At 68.9% G+C, this 15,954-nt stretch carries 16 protein-coding genes and 1 riboswitch; of the genes, 8 read left to right on the forward strand and 8 right to left on the reverse strand.

Going from position 1 to position 15,954, the window contains the following annotated elements; all coding sequences use genetic code 11:
- Together ACT6Q8_RS23660 and lpdA are read left to right on the forward strand one after the other, a co-directional pair.
- Positions 1 to 658, forward strand: a 658-nt coding sequence (locus ACT6Q8_RS23660) for a hypothetical protein (RefSeq protein WP_444739437.1), incomplete at its 5' end; no start/stop codon positions are given.
- 190 nt (positions 659 to 848) lie between these two features.
- Positions 849 to 2,252: a dihydrolipoyl dehydrogenase gene (gene lpdA / locus ACT6Q8_RS23665; RefSeq protein ID WP_444739438.1), complete on the forward strand. Its 1,404-nt coding sequence runs from the start codon at positions 849 to 851 to the stop codon at positions 2,250 to 2,252.
- Positions 2,253 to 2,340: 88 nt separating this feature from the next.
- On the opposite strand, the gene ACT6Q8_RS23670 is transcribed toward lpdA, so the two are convergent.
- Positions 2,341 to 4,167 carry a methyl-accepting chemotaxis protein gene (locus ACT6Q8_RS23670; protein WP_191558417.1) on the reverse strand — a complete coding sequence of 609 codons (1,827 nt, stop codon included), beginning with the start codon at positions 4,165 to 4,167 and terminating at the stop codon, positions 2,341 to 2,343.
- 86 nt (positions 4,168 to 4,253) lie between these two features.
- Complete coding sequence (mutS, locus tag ACT6Q8_RS23675; protein WP_444739439.1) at positions 4,254 to 6,875, reverse strand: DNA mismatch repair protein MutS; 2,622 nt, start codon at positions 6,873 to 6,875, stop codon at positions 4,254 to 4,256.
- Between the two features lie 161 nt (positions 6,876 to 7,036).
- Positions 7,037 to 7,177: riboswitch (cobalamin riboswitch) on the forward strand.
- 165 nt (positions 7,178 to 7,342) lie between these two features.
- Here mutS and ACT6Q8_RS23680 point away from each other — a divergent pair.
- Positions 7,343 to 9,166, forward strand: a complete 1,824-nt coding sequence (locus ACT6Q8_RS23680) for a TonB-dependent receptor plug domain-containing protein (protein WP_444571599.1) — start codon at positions 7,343 to 7,345, stop codon at positions 9,164 to 9,166.
- On the opposite strand, the gene ACT6Q8_RS23685 is transcribed toward ACT6Q8_RS23680, so the two are convergent.
- The 3 genes from ACT6Q8_RS23685 to ACT6Q8_RS23695 form a co-directional block, all read right to left on the reverse strand.
- Positions 9,150 to 10,070: an aldo/keto reductase gene (locus ACT6Q8_RS23685; RefSeq protein ID WP_054764355.1), complete on the reverse strand. Its 921-nt coding sequence runs from the start codon at positions 10,068 to 10,070 to the stop codon at positions 9,150 to 9,152. The two genes, ACT6Q8_RS23680 and ACT6Q8_RS23685, sit on opposite strands and share 17 nt — an antisense overlap.
- A gap of 90 nt (positions 10,071 to 10,160) precedes the next feature.
- The gene (maiA, locus tag ACT6Q8_RS23690; protein ID WP_444571598.1) at positions 10,161 to 10,796 is read right to left on the reverse strand and encodes a maleylacetoacetate isomerase; all 636 of its coding nucleotides are present in this window, start codon (positions 10,794 to 10,796) and stop codon (positions 10,161 to 10,163) included.
- Positions 10,796 to 11,449, reverse strand: a complete 654-nt coding sequence (locus ACT6Q8_RS23695) for a fumarylacetoacetate hydrolase family protein (protein ID WP_152949214.1) — start codon at positions 11,447 to 11,449, stop codon at positions 10,796 to 10,798. The genes maiA and ACT6Q8_RS23695 overlap by 1 nt, the downstream gene beginning before the upstream one ends.
- Before the next feature lie 137 nt (positions 11,450 to 11,586).
- Here ACT6Q8_RS23695 and ACT6Q8_RS23700 point away from each other — a divergent pair, with 137 nt between their 5' ends.
- From ACT6Q8_RS23700 to ACT6Q8_RS23710, 3 genes are all read left to right on the forward strand, one after another.
- Positions 11,587 to 11,931 (forward strand): DUF883 family protein, encoded by a 345-nt coding sequence (locus ACT6Q8_RS23700; protein ID WP_054764358.1) that lies wholly within the window; start codon positions 11,587 to 11,589, stop codon positions 11,929 to 11,931.
- The gene (locus ACT6Q8_RS23705) at positions 11,931 to 12,341 is read left to right on the forward strand and encodes a hypothetical protein (RefSeq protein ID WP_054764359.1); all 411 of its coding nucleotides are present in this window, start codon (positions 11,931 to 11,933) and stop codon (positions 12,339 to 12,341) included. The genes ACT6Q8_RS23700 and ACT6Q8_RS23705 overlap by 1 nt, the downstream gene beginning before the upstream one ends.
- Positions 12,342 to 12,455: 114 nt before the next feature.
- A complete protein-coding gene (locus ACT6Q8_RS23710) occupies positions 12,456 to 12,635 on the forward strand; it encodes a DUF1328 domain-containing protein (protein WP_008262305.1) in 180 nt (59 codons plus the stop codon).
- Between the two features lie 100 nt (positions 12,636 to 12,735).
- On the opposite strand, the gene ACT6Q8_RS23715 is transcribed toward ACT6Q8_RS23710, so the two are convergent.
- Genes ACT6Q8_RS23715 through ACT6Q8_RS23725 form a run of 3 tightly spaced genes read right to left on the reverse strand, consistent with a single transcriptional unit; the run spans position 12,736 to position 14,876 of the window.
- Positions 12,736 to 13,587: a metallophosphoesterase family protein gene (locus ACT6Q8_RS23715; protein ID WP_182713767.1), complete on the reverse strand. Its 852-nt coding sequence runs from the start codon at positions 13,585 to 13,587 to the stop codon at positions 12,736 to 12,738.
- Positions 13,587 to 14,564: a diacylglycerol/lipid kinase family protein gene (locus ACT6Q8_RS23720; RefSeq protein ID WP_444739440.1), complete on the reverse strand. Its 978-nt coding sequence runs from the start codon at positions 14,562 to 14,564 to the stop codon at positions 13,587 to 13,589. Before ACT6Q8_RS23720 ends, ACT6Q8_RS23715 begins: the two co-directional genes overlap by 1 nt.
- 45 nt (positions 14,565 to 14,609) lie before the next feature.
- Entirely contained in the window at positions 14,610 to 14,876 is a 267-nt protein-coding gene (locus ACT6Q8_RS23725) for a hypothetical protein (RefSeq protein WP_183216454.1), read from the reverse strand.
- 133 nt (positions 14,877 to 15,009) lie between these two features.
- Here ACT6Q8_RS23725 and ACT6Q8_RS23730 point away from each other — a divergent pair, with 133 nt between their 5' ends.
- Together ACT6Q8_RS23730 and ACT6Q8_RS23735 are read left to right on the forward strand one after the other, a co-directional pair.
- Positions 15,010 to 15,351: a YMGG-like glycine zipper-containing protein gene (locus ACT6Q8_RS23730; protein WP_054764362.1), complete on the forward strand. Its 342-nt coding sequence runs from the start codon at positions 15,010 to 15,012 to the stop codon at positions 15,349 to 15,351.
- Positions 15,352 to 15,463: 112 nt separating this feature from the next.
- A complete protein-coding gene (locus ACT6Q8_RS23735) occupies positions 15,464 to 15,904 on the forward strand; it encodes an OmpA family protein (protein WP_054764363.1) in 441 nt (146 codons plus the stop codon).
- The last annotated feature ends 50 nt before the right edge of the window (positions 15,905 to 15,954 follow it).

Raw genomic sequence — 15,954 nt, forward strand, 5'->3', positions numbered from 1 at the left:
GTCGAACAACATCGACGCGGGTCTGGAATACTATCTGAAGCCTCTGGGCGTGATCTCAGTCAACGCCTTCTACAAGGACCTGTCGGACTACCGGTTCACCCTGAACACGGCGACGCCCTACACGGACCCGACCGCCCCGACGATCACCCAGGCCGTCTACACCGAGGCCCTCAACGCCCCCGACGGCCACCTGGCGGGGGTGGAGTTCAACTGGCAGCAGACCTTCGACTTCCTGCCGGGCTGGGCGTCGGGCTTCGGCGTATTCGCCAACTACACGATGACGGATGCGGAGATCAAAACCGCCGCCAGCTACGCCGGGCGCAACACCTTCACCCTGCCGGGCCAGTCGGACACGATCTACAACGCCGCCCTCTTCTACGAGAAGGCCGGGTTCAGCGCCCGCGTCTCCTACACCCACCGGTCTGACTTCCTGGAAGCCATCGACGCGACCCGTCCGGGCCTGGACCTGTGGGTCGAGGGCCGCGGCCAGCTGGACTTCACCTCCAGCTATGACTTCGGCAACGGGGTGGAGGTGTTCGGCGAGGCCAAGAACCTGACCGACAGCGCCGGCGTTCGCTACTACGGCTCCAAGGAGCGGACCTACGAGTACGAGAAGTTCGGCTACAACGTCTTCGTCGGCGTCCGCTTCAAGCTCTGATCGACCGAGAGCGTTGGACAGGAGAGGGCCGGGCGGCGACACCCGGCCCTTTTTGTTGCCGAAGGCCAAACCCGACAGGCGAGCGCGCAACGGGTTTCTGGCGATCGACGGTTGACCCCGGCGGGCCAGGGCTTAGGTATCGGCCGCGCCTTCATCTCCCGCGCGCGCGATCCATCCCGAGGACACTCCCATGGCTGAAGCTTCCTACGATGTCGTCATCATCGGCGGCGGGCCGGGCGGCTATAATGCCGCGATCCGCGCGGGCCAGCTGGGCCTGAAGGTCGCCTGCGTCGAGATGCGCGACACCCTGGGCGGCACCTGCCTGAACGTCGGCTGCATGCCGTCCAAGGCCCTGCTGCACGCCTCGGAGCTGTTCGAGGTGGCTAACAAGGAGTTCGGCACGCTGGGCATCGACGTGGGGACTCCCAAGGTCAACCTGCCGCAGATGATGAAGCAGAAGGCCGAAAGCGTCACCGCCCTGACCAAGGGGATCGAGTTCCTGTTCAAGAAGAACAAGGCCGACTGGATCAAGGGCAAGGGCAAGATCGTCGGAAAGGGCAAGGTCGAGGTGACCGCCGCCGACGGCTCGGTCCAGACGGTGGAGGCCAAGAACATCGTGATCGCCACCGGCTCGGAGCCCACTCCGCTGCCGGGCGTCGCCTTTGAAGCGGGCAAGGTGATCGATTCCACCGGCGCCCTGTCCCTGCCGGCCGTGCCCAAGAAGCTGATTGTGGTCGGCGCCGGCATCATCGGCCTGGAGCTGGGTTCGGTCTGGCGCCGCCTGGGCGCCGAGGTGACGGTGGTCGAGTTCCTGGACCGCATCACCCCCGGCATGGACACCGAGGTCGCCACCGCCTTCCAGCGCACCCTGACCAAACAGGGCATGGCGTTCAAACTGGGCGCCAAGGTCACGGCCGCCAAGTCGGGCAAGGACGGGGTCGAGCTGACGGTCGAGCCCTCGGCCGGCGGCGCCGCCGAAACCCTGAAGGGCGACGTCGTCCTGGTCGCCATCGGCCGCCGGCCCTATACGGACGGCCTGGGTCTGGAGACCATCGGCGTCACGCCGGACAAGCGCGGCTTCATCGACCATGATCACTTCAAGGTCGCCGACGGCGTCTGGGTGATCGGCGACGTGACCCATGGCCCGATGCTGGCGCACAAGGCGGAGGAAGACGCGGTCGCCGTGATCGACACCATCGCCGGCAAATACGGCCACGTCGATTACGCTCTGGTCCCCAGCGTGGTCTACACCTTCCCCGAAGTGGCCTGGGTCGGTCAGACCGAGGATCAGCTGAAGGCCGCCGGCGTCGCCTACAAGAAGGGCAAATTCCCCTTCACCGCCAACAGCCGCGCCAAGATCAACCACGAGACCGACGGCTTCGTTAAGGTTCTGGCCGACGCCGCGACGGACAAGGTGCTGGGCGTCCACATCATGGGCCCCCAGGCCGGCGAAATGATCCACGAAGCCGCCGTCACCATGAGCTTCGGCGGCGCCTCGGAAGACATCGCCCGCACCTGCCACGCCCACCCCACCCGTTCGGAAGCCGTCCGTCAGGCGGCCATGGACGTCGAAGGCTGGATGATGCAGGCCTGATCCGGCTCCGATCGACCTCTCAGTCGATGCGACGAGGCCCGCCCGGAGGCTCCGGGCGGGCCTTTCATTTGCGCCTGTTCGATCCCGCTCAGGCGGCCCAGACCGTCCGTTCGTCCTGAGCGTCGCCGTATGGCGCCCCGTCGCCCAGACGGAAGCGCGACACCAGTTCGGCCAGCCGTTCCGCATCCTGGCTGAGCGCCTGGTTGGCGGCGGTGGTCTGTTGGACCATGGCGGCGTTCTGCTGGGTGGTTTGGTCCATCTGGTTGACGGCCGTATTGACCTCGGCCAGCCCCTCGGCCTGCGCCTTGGCCGAGGCGGCGATCTCGCCGGCCAGCTGGTTGATTTCGGCCACCTGGCCGATCAGGGCGGTCAGGGCCGCACCGGTCTGGGACACCAGTCGGGCGCCTTCGCCGACGCTGGCGCTGGAGGCGGCGATCAGGTCTTTGATCTCCCGCGCGGCCTCCGCCGACCTTTGGGCCAGGGCGCGAACCTCTGAAGCCACCACCGCGAAACCGCGACCGGCCTCGCCCGCCCGCGCCGCCTCGACCCCGGCGTTAAGCGCCAGAAGGTTGGTCTGGAAGGCGATTTCGTCGATCACCCCAATGATCTGCCCGATCCGACCCGAGGTCGCCTCGATCTCGCCCATGGCGGTTGTGGTCTCGGCGATGATCTGCTCTCGCGTCGCGGCGCCGCTCCGGGCCTCGGCGGTGATGTCGGCGGCGGACCGGGCGCCTTGCGCAGTCTTGCGCACCGTGACCGTGATCTGGTCCAGAGCGGCGGCGGTCTGTTCCAGGGCGGCGGCCTGTCTTTCGGTGCGGCGCGACAGGTCGTCGGTCGCGGTCGTCACCTCCGATGTTCCCGCCCGCATCGCCTCAACCAGGTCGATGATGTCGGCCATGGTCGCCGCCAGGGTGTCCACGGCGGCGTTGTAGTCGTCCTTCAGCTGGCGGCTGCGCTCAGCGAAGTCTGCGGTGATCCGGTGGCTCAGATCGCCGCGCGCCAGGGCGGACAGGCCCTCCCCGAGGGCTGCGGCGACCCGGGCGTCTTCCTCGGCCAGACGATCCCGCTCCGCCTCTCCCGCCTCTCGCGTCGCGCGGGCGGCCTCACGCATGGCCTCGGTCTCGGCTTCCGTGGCCTTCTGGCGCACGGCGGCCTCGCGGAAGGCGACCACCGCCCGGGCGATTTGGCCGATGTCGTCCTGACGGGCCGCCCAGGGCGCGTCGAAGTCGGTCCGGCCCTGTCGCAGGGCCTCCATCCGATCGCAAAGCGCCTTCAGGGGCGAGAACATGCGGCGAGAGGCGAGCAGGCAGAGCGCCACCCCTATCAGGGCGGCGATCAGGCCGCATAGGACGAGGGCCGAGATGACCTGGTTTACCGGGGCCATGAAGTCGGCCTTGGGGATGCCGACGTACAGCACGCCGATGGTCTGACCCGAAGCGGTCTTGATCGGGTCGTAGGCGACGAAATAAGGCTTGCCCAGAATGTCCGCCTGACCGCGATAGGGTTCGCCCGCCTTCAGCACCGCGTCATAGACGGGGCCGGGCTTCAGCCGAGTGCCCACGGCGCGGGAGCCGTCATCCTTGACCACATTGGTCGTCACCCGCAGATCGTTCAGGAAGACGGTCGCGGTTCCCCCGACCAGGGCCTTGATCCGGTCCACGGGCTCGACGAAGTCGTTCATCGGAGTCGATCCGACATACAGCCTGCCGTCGCGCGCCGTGAAGCCGTCGCCGTAATCGGCCAGCACGTCCCAGGCGACCCGCATATTGGCCTCCTGACGCTCGGCGGCCTGGGCCTCAGCGTCGCGGGTCAGCAGGACCGCAGCGACGGCCGTCAGCACCAGGGTCAGGACGCCGAGGGCCGTAATGACCATCAAGGCCGTCTTGCCGGAAAGGGAAAGCGCGCTGGGCTTCATGGCCGATCCTCAGCGATTCGGTCTGGCGGACCACGACTGTTACCGAACAGGGTCTAGATTTCTATCCCTGGCAAGGGCCGACCTTCTCAATCAGCCAGGCTCTTCAACCTGTAGAGCGTCTCCAGAGCCTCGCGCGGCGTCAGGGCGTCGGGGTCCACCGCCTGCAAGGCCGCCTCCAGCTTGGAAGGCGCGCGCGGCGGCTCCGGCTCGGCCACGGCGAACAGCGGCAGATCGTCCAGGCGGGCCGCTGCCGCCTTCTCCCCTTCCAGCCGCTCCAGCACCGCCTTGGCCCGCGCCACCACCGCGGCCGGCGCCCCGGCCAGCTTGGCCACCTGAACGCCGTAGGACCGGTCCGCCGCCCCCGGCGCCGCCTCGTGCAGAAAGACCAGGTCGCCGTTCCACTCCTTGGCCGTCATGGACAGGTTGCAGACGTGGTCCAGCCGCGTCTCCAGCTGGGCCAGCTCGTGATAGTGGGTGGCGAACAGGGTGCGGGCGCGGTTGACGTCGTGCAGGGCCTCGGCCGTGGCCCAGGCGATGGCCAGGCCGTCATAGGTCGCCGTGCCCCGGCCGATCTCGTCCAGAACCACGAAACTGCGCGGCGTGGCCTGGGTCAGGATGGCGGCGGTCTCGACCATCTCCATCATGAAGGTCGACCGCCCCCGCGCCAGGTCGTCGCCGGCGCCGACGCGGCTGAACAGCCGGTCGACCACGCCCAGACGCATGGCGCGCGCGGGCACGAAGGCCCCGGCCTGGGCCAGGATCACCAGAAGGGCGTTCTGGCGCAGGAAGGTCGATTTACCGGCCATGTTCGGCCCGGTGACGATGGCCAGCCGGGCGCAGTCCGATCCAGACCCGTCCAGCCGCGCATTGTTGGGCGTATAGGGATCGCCGGCCGCCTTGACCGCCGCCTCGACCACCGGATGCCGCCCGGCCTCGACCGAAAAGACCAGACTGTCGTCCACCACCGGCCGGGTCGCCCCGGCCTCCTGGGCCCATTCCGCCAGGGCCGCATGGGCGTCCAGCTCCGCCAGGGCTTCGGCGACTGCTTGCAGCGGCTGGGCCAGGCGGGCGACCTCGCGCCGCCAGCCCTCGAAGGTCTCGGCCTCGATGGCCAGGGCGCGGTGACCGGCCTGGCTGATCCTGGCGTCCAGTTCCGACAGTTCGACGGTGGTGAACCGCACCTGGCTGGCCAGGGTCTGGCGGTGGATGAAGGGACTGTCCGGCCCGGCCCGCAACAGGCCCTCCGCCGCCTTGGCCGAGGTTTCCAGGAAATAGCCCAGGACGGCGTTGTGCTTGACCTTGAAGGGTACGCCGGACTCGGCGACCGCCCGCGCCTCCAGATCGGCGACCACCCGGCGGCTGTCGTCGCGCAGGGTGCGGGCGGCGTCCAGTTCGGGCCGATAGTCGGGGCGCACGAAACCGCCGTCGCGGGCCAGATGCGACGGCTCGTCCACCAGGCCGTCGATCAGATCGGCCTTCAGCCGCGACACCTCGGGCGACAGGCTCAGACGATCCAGGGCCAGGGCGATGCGGCGCGGCCGGCCGGTGAGCGGGTCCACCTGACCGATGAACAGGCCCGCGATCCCCTCGGCGACGGACAGGCCCACGCGCACCGCCGCCAGATCGCGCGGACCGCCGCGCCCCAGGGCCAGCCGTCCGACCGCCCGCGCCACATCGGCCGAGGCCTTCAGCCCGTCGCGAAGGGCGCGCCGCAGATCGCGCCGCTCCAGCAGCCATTCGACCGCGTCGAGCTGTTCATTGATCGCCAGGGGGTCGCGCAGCGGCCGGGCGATCCGTTCCGCCAGGGCCCGGGCCCCGCCCGAGGTGACGGTGCGGTCGATACAGGCCAACAGCGAGCCTTCGCGTTCGCCCCTCTGCGTCCGGTCGATCTCCAGACTGGCCCGGGTCGCCGGGTCGATGGCCAGAAACCCGCTCTCGCCCAGACGGCGGGGCGGGGCCAGGGCCGGAACCTTGCCGGCCTGGGTCGTCTCCAGATAGGCGGCGATCAGGCCGAGCGCCGAGACCTCGGCCTCCTCGAAGGCGCCGAATCCGTCCAGGGCCGCAACCCCGTACAGCCGCTCGACCCGCGTCCGCGCCGCCTGGGGCTCGGCGATGGCCGAGGCCAGGGCCTGAACCACGCCGCCGGACCCGTCCAGGGCGTCCCGCGTCGTCGGGTCGGAATAGATGCGGTCAGTGACCAGGACCTCGGACGGGCGGAAGGCGGCGAGCGTCGCCCCGAGATCCTCCAGCGCACAGGCGACGCTGTCCACCGCGCCGGAAGACAGTTCGACCACCGCCACGGCCGCGCGACCCTTGCGCACCGCTGCGGCGGCCAGCCGGTTGGCGCCGCGCGCATCCAGCAGACTGTCCTCGGTCAGGGTGCCGGGCGTCACCACCCGCACCACGCCGCGCTGGACCACGGCCTTGCCGCCGCGCTTCTTGGCCTCGGCCGGGTCTTCCAGCTGTTCGCAGATGGCCACCTTGTGACCCAGGCGGATCAGCCGGGCCAGATAGCCCTCCATGGCGTGGACCGGCACCCCGGCCATGGGGATGTCCTCGCCCTGGTGCTTGCCCCGCTTGGTCAGGGTGATGCCCAGAGCCGCCGCCGCCACCTCGGCGTCCTTGAAGAACAGCTCGTAGAAGTCGCCCATGCGGAAGAACAGGATGGCGTCCGGCTGTCCGGCCTTGGCCGTCAGATATTGCGCCATAAAGGGCGTCGCGCCCTCAAGCGAGGCGGCGATGTCAGGCGGGTGAGAGACAGGGGCGTTCATGTTGCGACAGGGTGACGGATCGCGTCCTGGCGCTCAAGCCCGTTGACCGGCTCTTGCACAGGCTTGTCGCCCCTGCGATAGGCCGGATCAGGCGGTTAAGGGAACACGGTGTGACGCCGTGGCTGTGCCCGCAACTGTAGGCGGCGAGAGCGTCGTCCGTCCGGGGTTCTTCACCTCGGCGCCACTGGGTGACTGGGAAGGCGAGGACGGCGGTTTATGACCCGCAAGCCAGGAGACCTGGCCGCCGACGTCGCTCGCTCCTGTCCGGGACCAGACAGAGGCGCGGTTTCTCCGTGGAAGCGACCCGATCTTGCGTCGTCCCGACCTCGCGGCCGGGCGGATCGGCTCGCTGGTCACGACCCTGCGCGCGCATTCGCCGGGCCGATACGGGGACATCGCTCACAATGAAGCGCTCCATTCTTCTGTCGACGGCGGCCATGGCCGCCGTCATCGCCGCACCTGCTCTCGCCGATGAGGCGACCCAGCTGGACGAGGTCGTGGTCACCGCCACCCGCCTGCCCGCCATCGTCGCCGAGACGCCCGGCGCCCGGGTCATCGATTCCAGGATCATCGAGCAACGCGGCGCCGTCTTCGCCGCCGACATCCTGTCCGACGTGCCTGGCCTGTCGGTGACGCGAACAGGGGCCTTCGGCGGGATCGCCCAGGTCCGCATGCGCGGCGCGACGCCGGGCAAGACCCTGGTGCTGGTGGACGACGCGCCGGTCAATGATGCGGCCGAACCGAACGGCGCCTATGACTTCTCCAGCTTCGAACTGGCCGACATCGACCGGATCGAGGTGCTCAGCGGTCCGCAGTCGTCCCTGTGGGGATCGGACGCCATCGGCGGGGTGATTTCCTTCACCACGCGTGAAATCGACGGCGTTCGCGCCGAGGCCGAGGCCGGCAGCTTCGACACGGCGCGCGGTCGTCTGTCGGCCGGCGTCGCCAATGAGACCTACGCCTTCAGCGCCTATGTCTCGCGCTTCCAGACCGACGGGATTTCGGCGGCGGACAAGGCGGACGGCAATCCCGAGACCGACGGCTTTCGCAGCACGACCCTGGGCGCCAAGGGCCGCTATGTCCTGTCCGACGCGGTCAAGGTCGAAGGCGCGGCGCGCTGGAACGACAGCCACGCCGACATCGACGGCTTCCCCGCGCCTGACTATGTGCTGGCCGACACCGGCGACGCCCAGGACAGCGAACAGTGGTCGGGCTTCGGTCGGGTGACGGCCCAGGCTTTCGGTCTTGATCATCAGTTCAGCATCTCGGCGTCCGATCTGGAGCGCACCTCCTACAGCGACGGCTTCGGCTCGACCTTCAGCGGCGACCGTCAGGCCTACCGCTGGCAGGCGGACGGTCAGGCGCAAGGCGTGGACTACGCCTTCGGCGTCGAACGCAACGAGGCCTCGGCGGCCCTGTCGTCAGGTCTGTCGCGCGACCTGTCGATAACCTCGGTGTTCGGCGTGGCCCGGTATGACGCCGGCCCGCTGAACCTGAGCGGCGGATTGCGGTACGACGACACGGACGATTTCGGCTCAAAGACCACGGGGCGGATTTCGGCGGCCTATGATCTGGCCGGCGGCTTCATCCTGTCGGGCGCCTATGGCACAGGCTTCAAGGCCCCGACCGTCAGCCAGGCGGTGTGCGACTATTGTTTCGCGCCCCAGCCGTGGCCCGCGCTGAAGCCGGAGACGGCCGACAGCGTCGAGATCGCCCTGGGCTGGGCCTCCGCCGGCGGTCGGTTCGAGGGACGCGCGACCCTGTATCGGCTGAACGTCGAGGACCAAATCACCTATTCCGCCGGCCGCTACGTCAACGTCGCCAAGACGCGGTCGGACGGGCTCGAGCTGGAAGGCCGCGCGCGCCTCGGCGCCGGTTTCGACCTGACCTTGGCCTACGCCTGGACCGACGCTGCGGACCGCACCACGGGCGCCCGGCTGCTCCGCGTGCCCGAACACGCCGGTTCGGCGACCCTGGGCTGGACGGGGGATCGCCTGTCCGGCGCCCTGACCGTGCGGGCGGAAGGCGATCAGGACGACTCTGGCGGCTTTTCCACAGTGGTCCGCGAGAGCTTCGTCACGGCCAATCTGAACGCGGCCTACGCTTTGACGGACAAGGTCGCCCTGACGGCGCGGATCGAGAACCTGGGCGACGAACACTATCAGCAGGTGTTCGGCTATGGAGAGCCCGGCCGGTCGGCCTATGTCGGGGTCAGGCTGCGCTACTGATCAGGTTGCGGGCGTCGGCGGCGAAGGCCGCCGGCGCCTCCAGCGCCAGTTCCGACCAGTCCAGGTCGGGACCGGGCGCATGGGCGGCCGCCAATATGGCGCGCAGCTCGGCGGCGGAGGCCACGCTGGCCACCACCCGGTCCACCGCCTCCAGAGAAAAGGCGTAGGCCAGGGCGGCCTGCATCGGATCGCAGCGCCGTTCCGCCAGGCGCCGTCGGATGCGCGACAGGGCCTGATCATAGCCGGTCAAATGGGCCGGAAGATCGTCGCCGGGGGCGAACAACAGGCCGCCGGCGAAGACCGAAGACAGGTGGACCTGGGCCCCCAGGGCCTTGATCTCATCCAGAATTCCCTCGGCCGCCGCGCGCTGATCCAGAAGATTGCAGGCGACCTGAACCACATCGGCCTCCAGGCGCCGGGCTAGGAGGACGGGTCCGTCCTCGACCGTGGCGCAAAAGCCGATGCTGCGAAACAGGCCGCGGGCCTTCAAGGCCTGCAGCCGGTCCCAAAGGGCCCGCCCCTCGGCGCCGGCCAGGTCGGCGGGATTGTTGACCAGCAGGGCCTCGCCCCGCGGCAGGCCCAGACGTTCCAAGGAGCGGCGCGCCCGCGCCTCAACCCGATCCAGTCCTTCGCCCAGGCCGACGGTGCGAACCGTGACGCGGAAGGGGGAGGGGAAGGGCCAGGCCTGGCCCAACAGCCGTTCGCCGTCGCCGGTCGGCTTGGTCGCGATCACCTTGACCCCCGCGTCCGCTCCCGTCTGCAACAGGAAACGCATCGCGTCCTCGCGGGCGCCCGACGGGGCGGCCATGAGGGGCTTGGCGGCGCGCTCGGGCTCGGTCACCACGGCCAGGGCCAGGCGATCGACCGGCGATGGCGCCGAGGGAGAGGGTGGGGACTGCGTCACCCCCCGATCATGCCCCCCAAAGCTTAAGGGAGGTTGATCAAGACCTTACGCGAGTCTTACTCATCGACCGCCGATATGGGTCGGGCGCGCTCAGCCGTCGGCGTCGGGCTGCCGGTCCGGGTGGGCCGCCTGAAAGGCCGGATGGGCCTGGGCGGCGGCCTCGACCGCCACAAGGCGCGGCCAGGGCGTCAGGGCCAGATTGAACCGCCGCGCCGAATAGAGCTGTGGAATCAGATAGCAGTCCGCCAGTCCGGGACGATCGCCGAAACTCCAACCCGCACCGTGGCGCGCGACCAGGACCTCCAGAGCGTCGAAGCCCGGCGTAATCCAGCGCCCCGCCCAGGCGTCGACCGTCGCCTGATCGGCGCCGAACTCCTGACGCAGGGCGGTCAGGACGCGAAGATTGTTCAGCGGATGGATGTCGCAGCCGATCAGGGCCGCCATGGCCCGGACCTGGGCGCGGTCCTGGGCGTCCTTCGGCAACAGGGGCGGCTCGGGATGGGTCTCCTCCAGCCATTCCAGGATCGCCGGGCTTTGGGTCAGGACCGTCTCCCCCTGCTGCAAGGCGGGGGTCATGCCCTGGGGATTGATCGCCAGAAAGGCGGGGGCCTTCTGTTCGCCCTTGCGCAGATCAAGGGCCGCAGTCTGATAAGCCAGTCCCTTCAGCCCCAGGCCGATGCGGACCCGATAGCTGGCGCCGGACCGCCAATAGCCGTGCAGGATCATCAGACGATCTCGAAGCTCAGGGGCGCCAGACCCTCGATGGCGACCGCCACCTTGTCGCCGCGCACGATCGGCCCGACGCCGGACGGGGTTCCGGTGAAGATCAGGTCGCCCGGCTGAAGCGTCCAGAGCCCGCCCGCCGCCGCGACGATCTGGTCCGGGTTCAGGATCATGTCGCTGAGGACGCTGGATTGGCGGGTTTCGCCATTGACGGTCAGGACGATGGACCCGTCCGGGTTCGGCAGGGCGCCAAGGGTTATGGCGCCGCAGGGCGCCGACTGATCAAACCCCTTGGCGGCGTCCCAAGGGCGACCGGCCGCCTTGGCCTGGGCCTGCAGATCGCGTCGGGTCAGATCGCACCCGGCGGCCCAGCCGACGATCCGCCCGCCTTCGCCGATGGCCGCCACCAGCTCGGCCTCATAGTGCAGCTGGGCCGTCGCGGACGGGTAGGCCGGATCGGCGCTGTCGGTCACCACGGCGTCGGCCGGCTTCGAAAAGAAGAAGGGCGTCTGCTTCTCCGGATCCGACCCCATTTCTCGCGCATGGGCGGCGTAGTTCTGGCCCACGCACAGAATCCGCCGCACGGGAAACCGTCGCGCATCGCCGATGATCGGCAGGCTGGGCTGGGGTCGGGGCTCGAACAGAAAGGCGGTCATGGCGCCAATCTAAGGCGCCGGGACGGAGGTGACGAGGCCTTCACCGACATTGGCGACGACGGAACCTCGACAGGGGTGTGGCGTTGGCAGACGGGGTTCCCTATTCTAATGCCAAGCTTGAAACTGGAGCGCGCATCATGGCCACCACCAAGGCTCGAGAAGACATCAAGGCCGATCTGAAGACCCTGAAGGAGGATCTGAAGGCCGGCGCTCGTGAAGAAACCCAGCGCCTGCGCGAAAAGGCCGAGGAGGCCGAGGCCCGCCTGCGCGCCAAGAGCGAGGAAGTGCGCGAACAGGCCCGCACCTATTACGACGCCGCCCGCGTTCGGGGCCGCGAATATTACGACGACGCCGCCGAGCGCCTGGACGAAGCCCAGCGCTATGTCGTCGAACGGGTGCAGGAACGTCCGCTCCAGTCCACGGCCATCGCCCTGGGCGTCGGTCTGGTGCTGGGCATGCTGCTGGCCGGTCGCCGCCGCTGATGTTCAAGGGCATCCTCAAGCGCGCCGTGGCGACCGCCGTGGTCGCCGCCAGCGTCTTTTTGGCCGTCATCTTCCTGGGCGTCGCTGTGTTCTACGCCCTCCAATTGATGACCACGCCCTTGGGCGCGGCCGCCATCACCTTCGGCCTGTTCGCCTTGACGGCCCTGATCGTCGCCCTCGTCTTCCTGAAGCGCGCCGAAGGGGACGATGAGGACGAGGAGGAGGAGCCGGAGGGTCTGGCCGGCAAGATCCTGCATATGGTGCGCGAGCGCCCTGTCATCGGGGTGGTCGGCGGACTGGGGGCCGCCTTCCTGCTGCTGCGCAATCCCGCCCTGGCCGCGATCGTGGCCGGCATGGTGGCGGACCGCAAGATGGAGCATCGCGGCTACGGCCGTCGCCGGCGGCGATAGTCTTTCCTTTCTCTGTCGCGGGCGGAACGCCCCGCGACCGGGAACGTTGATCCACCGACGGACGAACGGCTGCGAGGCCGCCGTCGGAAACATCAACGCAGGAGAGCTAAACCCATGATTCGCTGGGCAATTATCTTCCTGGTCGTGGCTTTGATCGCAGCCGTTCTCGGCTTCGGCGGCATCGCGAACTTCTCGTTCGAGATCGCCAAATTCATCGCCGTGATCGCCATCATCCTGTTCGTCATCGCCCTTGTGGCCGGCGGACTTCGCGGACGCGGCGCGCCTCGATTGTAAAGGGCGTCGAGCTTCAAAACGGAAAGGGCCGGAACGCGAGTTCCGGCCCTTTCTTCATGCCGAGGTCCTTATGGGCCGTGGCCGAGATGGAAGGGCGGCGTCAGACCGCCGCCTTTTCCAGCATGCCCGGCGCGTTCGGATCGGGCGCCGTCGCCGCGCGGCGGGTGTCCTGCCGACGCGGAAGCCTCCACACCTGATGCGGCCTGTAGGCCGCGCCGTCCCAGGCCAGGGCGGTGACCGTGATGGTCTTGGCGTCCCAATCCACCTGATTGAAGCCGGGCGGCGATCCCCGCTCCCGATGCGACAAGGTTCCGCAACCCACCGCATAGGAACAGCGATCCGCCAGGTCGATCGCCAGGGCGAAGGGCACATGGACATGGCCCGTCATGATCAGATCCACGCCCGCCTCGGCGAAGATCAGCGCCGCCTCGTCCCCGCGCTTGACCTCACCGGTCATCGGCGCCCCGATCATCTCGATCAGCGGATGGTGACAGGCGAGGATGCGCAGCGCCCCGATCGGCGCCTGCCGCAGGGCCTCGGCCGCGCGCCGGGTCTGGTCCAGATCGATGACCCCCTTTGACCAGTTGGGCCGGGCCTGCCAGCCGCGTGCGGTGACGACGCCGCGCACCATGACGGTCTCATTGCAGAACTGGCCGTCGTGGGCGGGAAACCCGGTCGCCGTCTCGAACGCTTTCCAGGGATGGAACAGCCTTGCGACCGCGTCCCAGTAGGGGACGTCGTGGTTGCCGACGATGACGAAGCGCGGCTCGGGCATGGCGCGCATCCAACGACCCGCCGCCGCGAACTCCTTGGGATAGCCCTTCTGGGTGATGTCGCCTGTGATCAGGACCAGGTCGTTGGGCGTGGCGTGGGCGTATTCCAGGGCGGCGGCGACCGCCCCCTTGTGCTCACATCCGAAATGAACATCGGAAAACTGGAGAATACGCCCCATTACAGACTGTCCTCGGCGGCGGGGGGTTTGGGCGCCAGGGCGCGAAACGCCTTGGGAATGAACCGCACCGTCGCCTCGGGGCTCAGAAGAAGGGGTTCGCCGTCGATCACGGCGGGAATCTTGGACCGGGCGCGGACGTCGATCCGCTTGGCGGGGCGGGTCGAGACCGCGGGATCATGGCGCCAGTCGCTGAACAGGGCCGTCGCCGCCAGACGGAAGGCCTGGGTGGCGTCCGACGGATCCAGCGCCGCCGCCTCCAGCCCCGTCGGCTCCTCCATCGCCTTGGAGATCATCGGACTGATCAACACCAGGGCTTCGGCGCGGCGACGGCCGCCGCCGTCCAGGCTGAACCTCAATCGGCCGGAAAAGGCTCGCTTCAGCGCCCGTCGAGCATAGGCCCAGGCCAGTCTCAGCTTTCCGGTCCGCATCGCCTCCCGCGCCGGGGCCCACAGGGCCGGCGACCCCAGGATGGCCGCGCAGTAGAAATATTCCCCGCCGACCTCGCCGCCGGACACCGTCTGGGGCTCGCCCTCCTCCAGGGCGTGGCGCAAGGCCGCCTTCCAATCGCCGGTGCCGTAAAGCGCCTTGGGCAACATGTTCATGGTGCCGCCGGGCAGGGGGGCGATCATCGGACCGTCCGGCCTGGCCTTGGCCGCCACCGAACGGGCCGTGCCGTCCCCGGCAAGAACGAAGATGACGTCGGGCGTTGCGGCGAAGGCGTCGGCGATGGCCTGGTCGAAGCCGCCGCCTTGCAACAGCACGACCTGGCTCTCCACCTCATAGTCGGTCAGGATCGCCTCGACCTCTGCGACGGCGCGCGGTCCGACGCCGCCTGACAGCGGATTCACCAGAATGACCAACCGCTTCAGCGACGCATGAGGCGTCAGGACGCGGCCCGCGCCCGGGCGCTGCCCGCCCGCCCCTGTGTCGGGCTCAGAGCTCAGGATGTCGGTCATGTCGGGCCGAACGCCTGCCAAGCCGAGCCGTTCCCCTCAGTGTGGTGCGGACGTCGCTTTGACGCTTCAGCGGCTGGGGCTGGGCGTTCGGTCGATCAAGGCCTGCCCGTGGGCCCAGGCCGTCGCGATCCATCCGTCCATGGTCCGGCCGGCGGTCTCGACTGAACCCGCCCTGATCGACAGAACCAGCGTCAGGGCGCCGATCAGGGCCAGCAGAACCAGAAGGGTGTTGACCAGGGACGCCGCCGAGACTCTGCGTTTGCGTTTGCGAGGCCGCGACCAGATCGGTCCCTCGGCGCCGGTCGAAGCCCGCGTGAGTGTGGAAAATCGCATCGTCCTGCCCCCATAAGCTTGACTGCCGTGCGGCGATTTTAGCCGCTTCAGCGGAACAGTGATAGACAAGGGAACCGGTGCGGGAGTCCAGCGTTCTCGTATTCGGGGCGAACCCAGGATAAAGGAATTCACCATGAACAAGGCCATCATCGCCATAGCCGGCGCCGGTCTTCTGGCTTCGGCCTGCGCCAGCGATCCTTACGGCGGCACCAACCAGACGGTGCGCCAGGGCGCCATCGGCGCGGGCCTCGGCGCCGTGGCGGGCGCGGTCATCGGCAACAATGTCGGCGGCGGCAATGCGGCCACCGGCGCCCTGATCGGCGGCGCCCTGGGCGGTGCGGCCGGCGCGGTGCGCGGCTCTCAGGCGGACCGCAACAACCAGCAGCGTTATCGCGACAGCCAGGGTCGCTACTACTACTGCTACGACAACCGCCAGGACGAATGCTACTGGGACAATGGCCAACGGCGCTATTGAGCCTCAGGGTTTCTGAACGGACGTGAGACGGTTCGCGTCCGTTCAACCGGGCGGCTCGTCGGCGACGGGCCGCCCTTTTTGCGTCTGCAGACGCACAACCGAGGGGGACGGTATGAGATATCTGACGATTTCGGCATTGGGTTTGGCTGCGGCCGTGTCGGCCTGCGCCACCGCGCCTTCGCGAGACGCAATCGTGACGGGGGAATCTCCGTGCGCGCCGGTGCGGTTCGACATCTATTTCCGTGAAGGCGAGGCTCGGCTTACGCCTGCGGCCGATCAGGCGATCACGGCGGCGGCGAATGTGCTGAAGACCTGCGACGTTCGGCGGGTCCAGGTGCTGGGCCTCGCGGACGCCACGGGCGGGTCTGCGGCCAACCTCAGCCTCTCTCAACAGAGGGCGCGGTCCGTGGCCCAGGCCTTGAACACCGCCGGCCTGCCCGCCCCCGTCTTCGACGTGGCCGCCGCCGGGGACGTCGGCGCAGTCACGACCGAGGGCGCTGCCGAGCCGTTGCGCCGCCGCACCGAGGTGGCGATCGACGCCCATCCTCGCTGATCCCGTAAAGGCGCCCTGACAGGGGCGGTCTCCCGGCCTAAAAGGCCGAT

The sequence above is a fragment of the Niveispirillum sp. genome (assembly GCF_052437035.1).
In the GTDB taxonomy this organism is placed as follows: Bacteria; Pseudomonadota; Alphaproteobacteria; order Azospirillales; family Azospirillaceae; genus Niveispirillum.

Coding starts and splice junctions, on each gene's coding strand:
- ACT6Q8_RS23710 (WP_008262305.1), top strand. CDS start 12,456: ATGATTCGCTGGGCAATTATCTTCCTGGTCGTGGCTTTGATCGCAGCC.
- ACT6Q8_RS23700 (WP_054764358.1), top strand. CDS start 11,587: ATGGCCACCACCAAGGCTCGAGAAGACATCAAGGCCGATCTGAAGACC.
- mutS (WP_444739439.1), bottom strand. CDS start 6,875: ATGGCGCAATATCTGACGGCCAAGGCCGGACAGCCGGACGCCATCCTG.
- maiA (WP_444571598.1), bottom strand. CDS start 10,796: ATGATCCTGCACGGCTATTGGCGGTCCGGCGCCAGCTATCGGGTCCGC.
- ACT6Q8_RS23680 (WP_444571599.1), top strand. CDS start 7,343: ATGAAGCGCTCCATTCTTCTGTCGACGGCGGCCATGGCCGCCGTCATC.
- ACT6Q8_RS23715 (WP_182713767.1), bottom strand. CDS start 13,587: ATGGGGCGTATTCTCCAGTTTTCCGATGTTCATTTCGGATGTGAGCAC.
- lpdA (WP_444739438.1), top strand. CDS start 849: ATGGCTGAAGCTTCCTACGATGTCGTCATCATCGGCGGCGGGCCGGGC.
- ACT6Q8_RS23730 (WP_054764362.1), top strand. CDS start 15,010: ATGAACAAGGCCATCATCGCCATAGCCGGCGCCGGTCTTCTGGCTTCG.
- ACT6Q8_RS23670 (WP_191558417.1), bottom strand. CDS start 4,167: ATGAAGCCCAGCGCGCTTTCCCTTTCCGGCAAGACGGCCTTGATGGTC.
- ACT6Q8_RS23725 (WP_183216454.1), bottom strand. CDS start 14,876: ATGCGATTTTCCACACTCACGCGGGCTTCGACCGGCGCCGAGGGACCG.
- ACT6Q8_RS23705 (WP_054764359.1), top strand. CDS start 11,931: ATGTTCAAGGGCATCCTCAAGCGCGCCGTGGCGACCGCCGTGGTCGCC.
- ACT6Q8_RS23695 (WP_152949214.1), bottom strand. CDS start 11,449: ATGACCGCCTTTCTGTTCGAGCCCCGACCCCAGCCCAGCCTGCCGATC.
- ACT6Q8_RS23735 (WP_054764363.1), top strand. CDS start 15,464: ATGAGATATCTGACGATTTCGGCATTGGGTTTGGCTGCGGCCGTGTCG.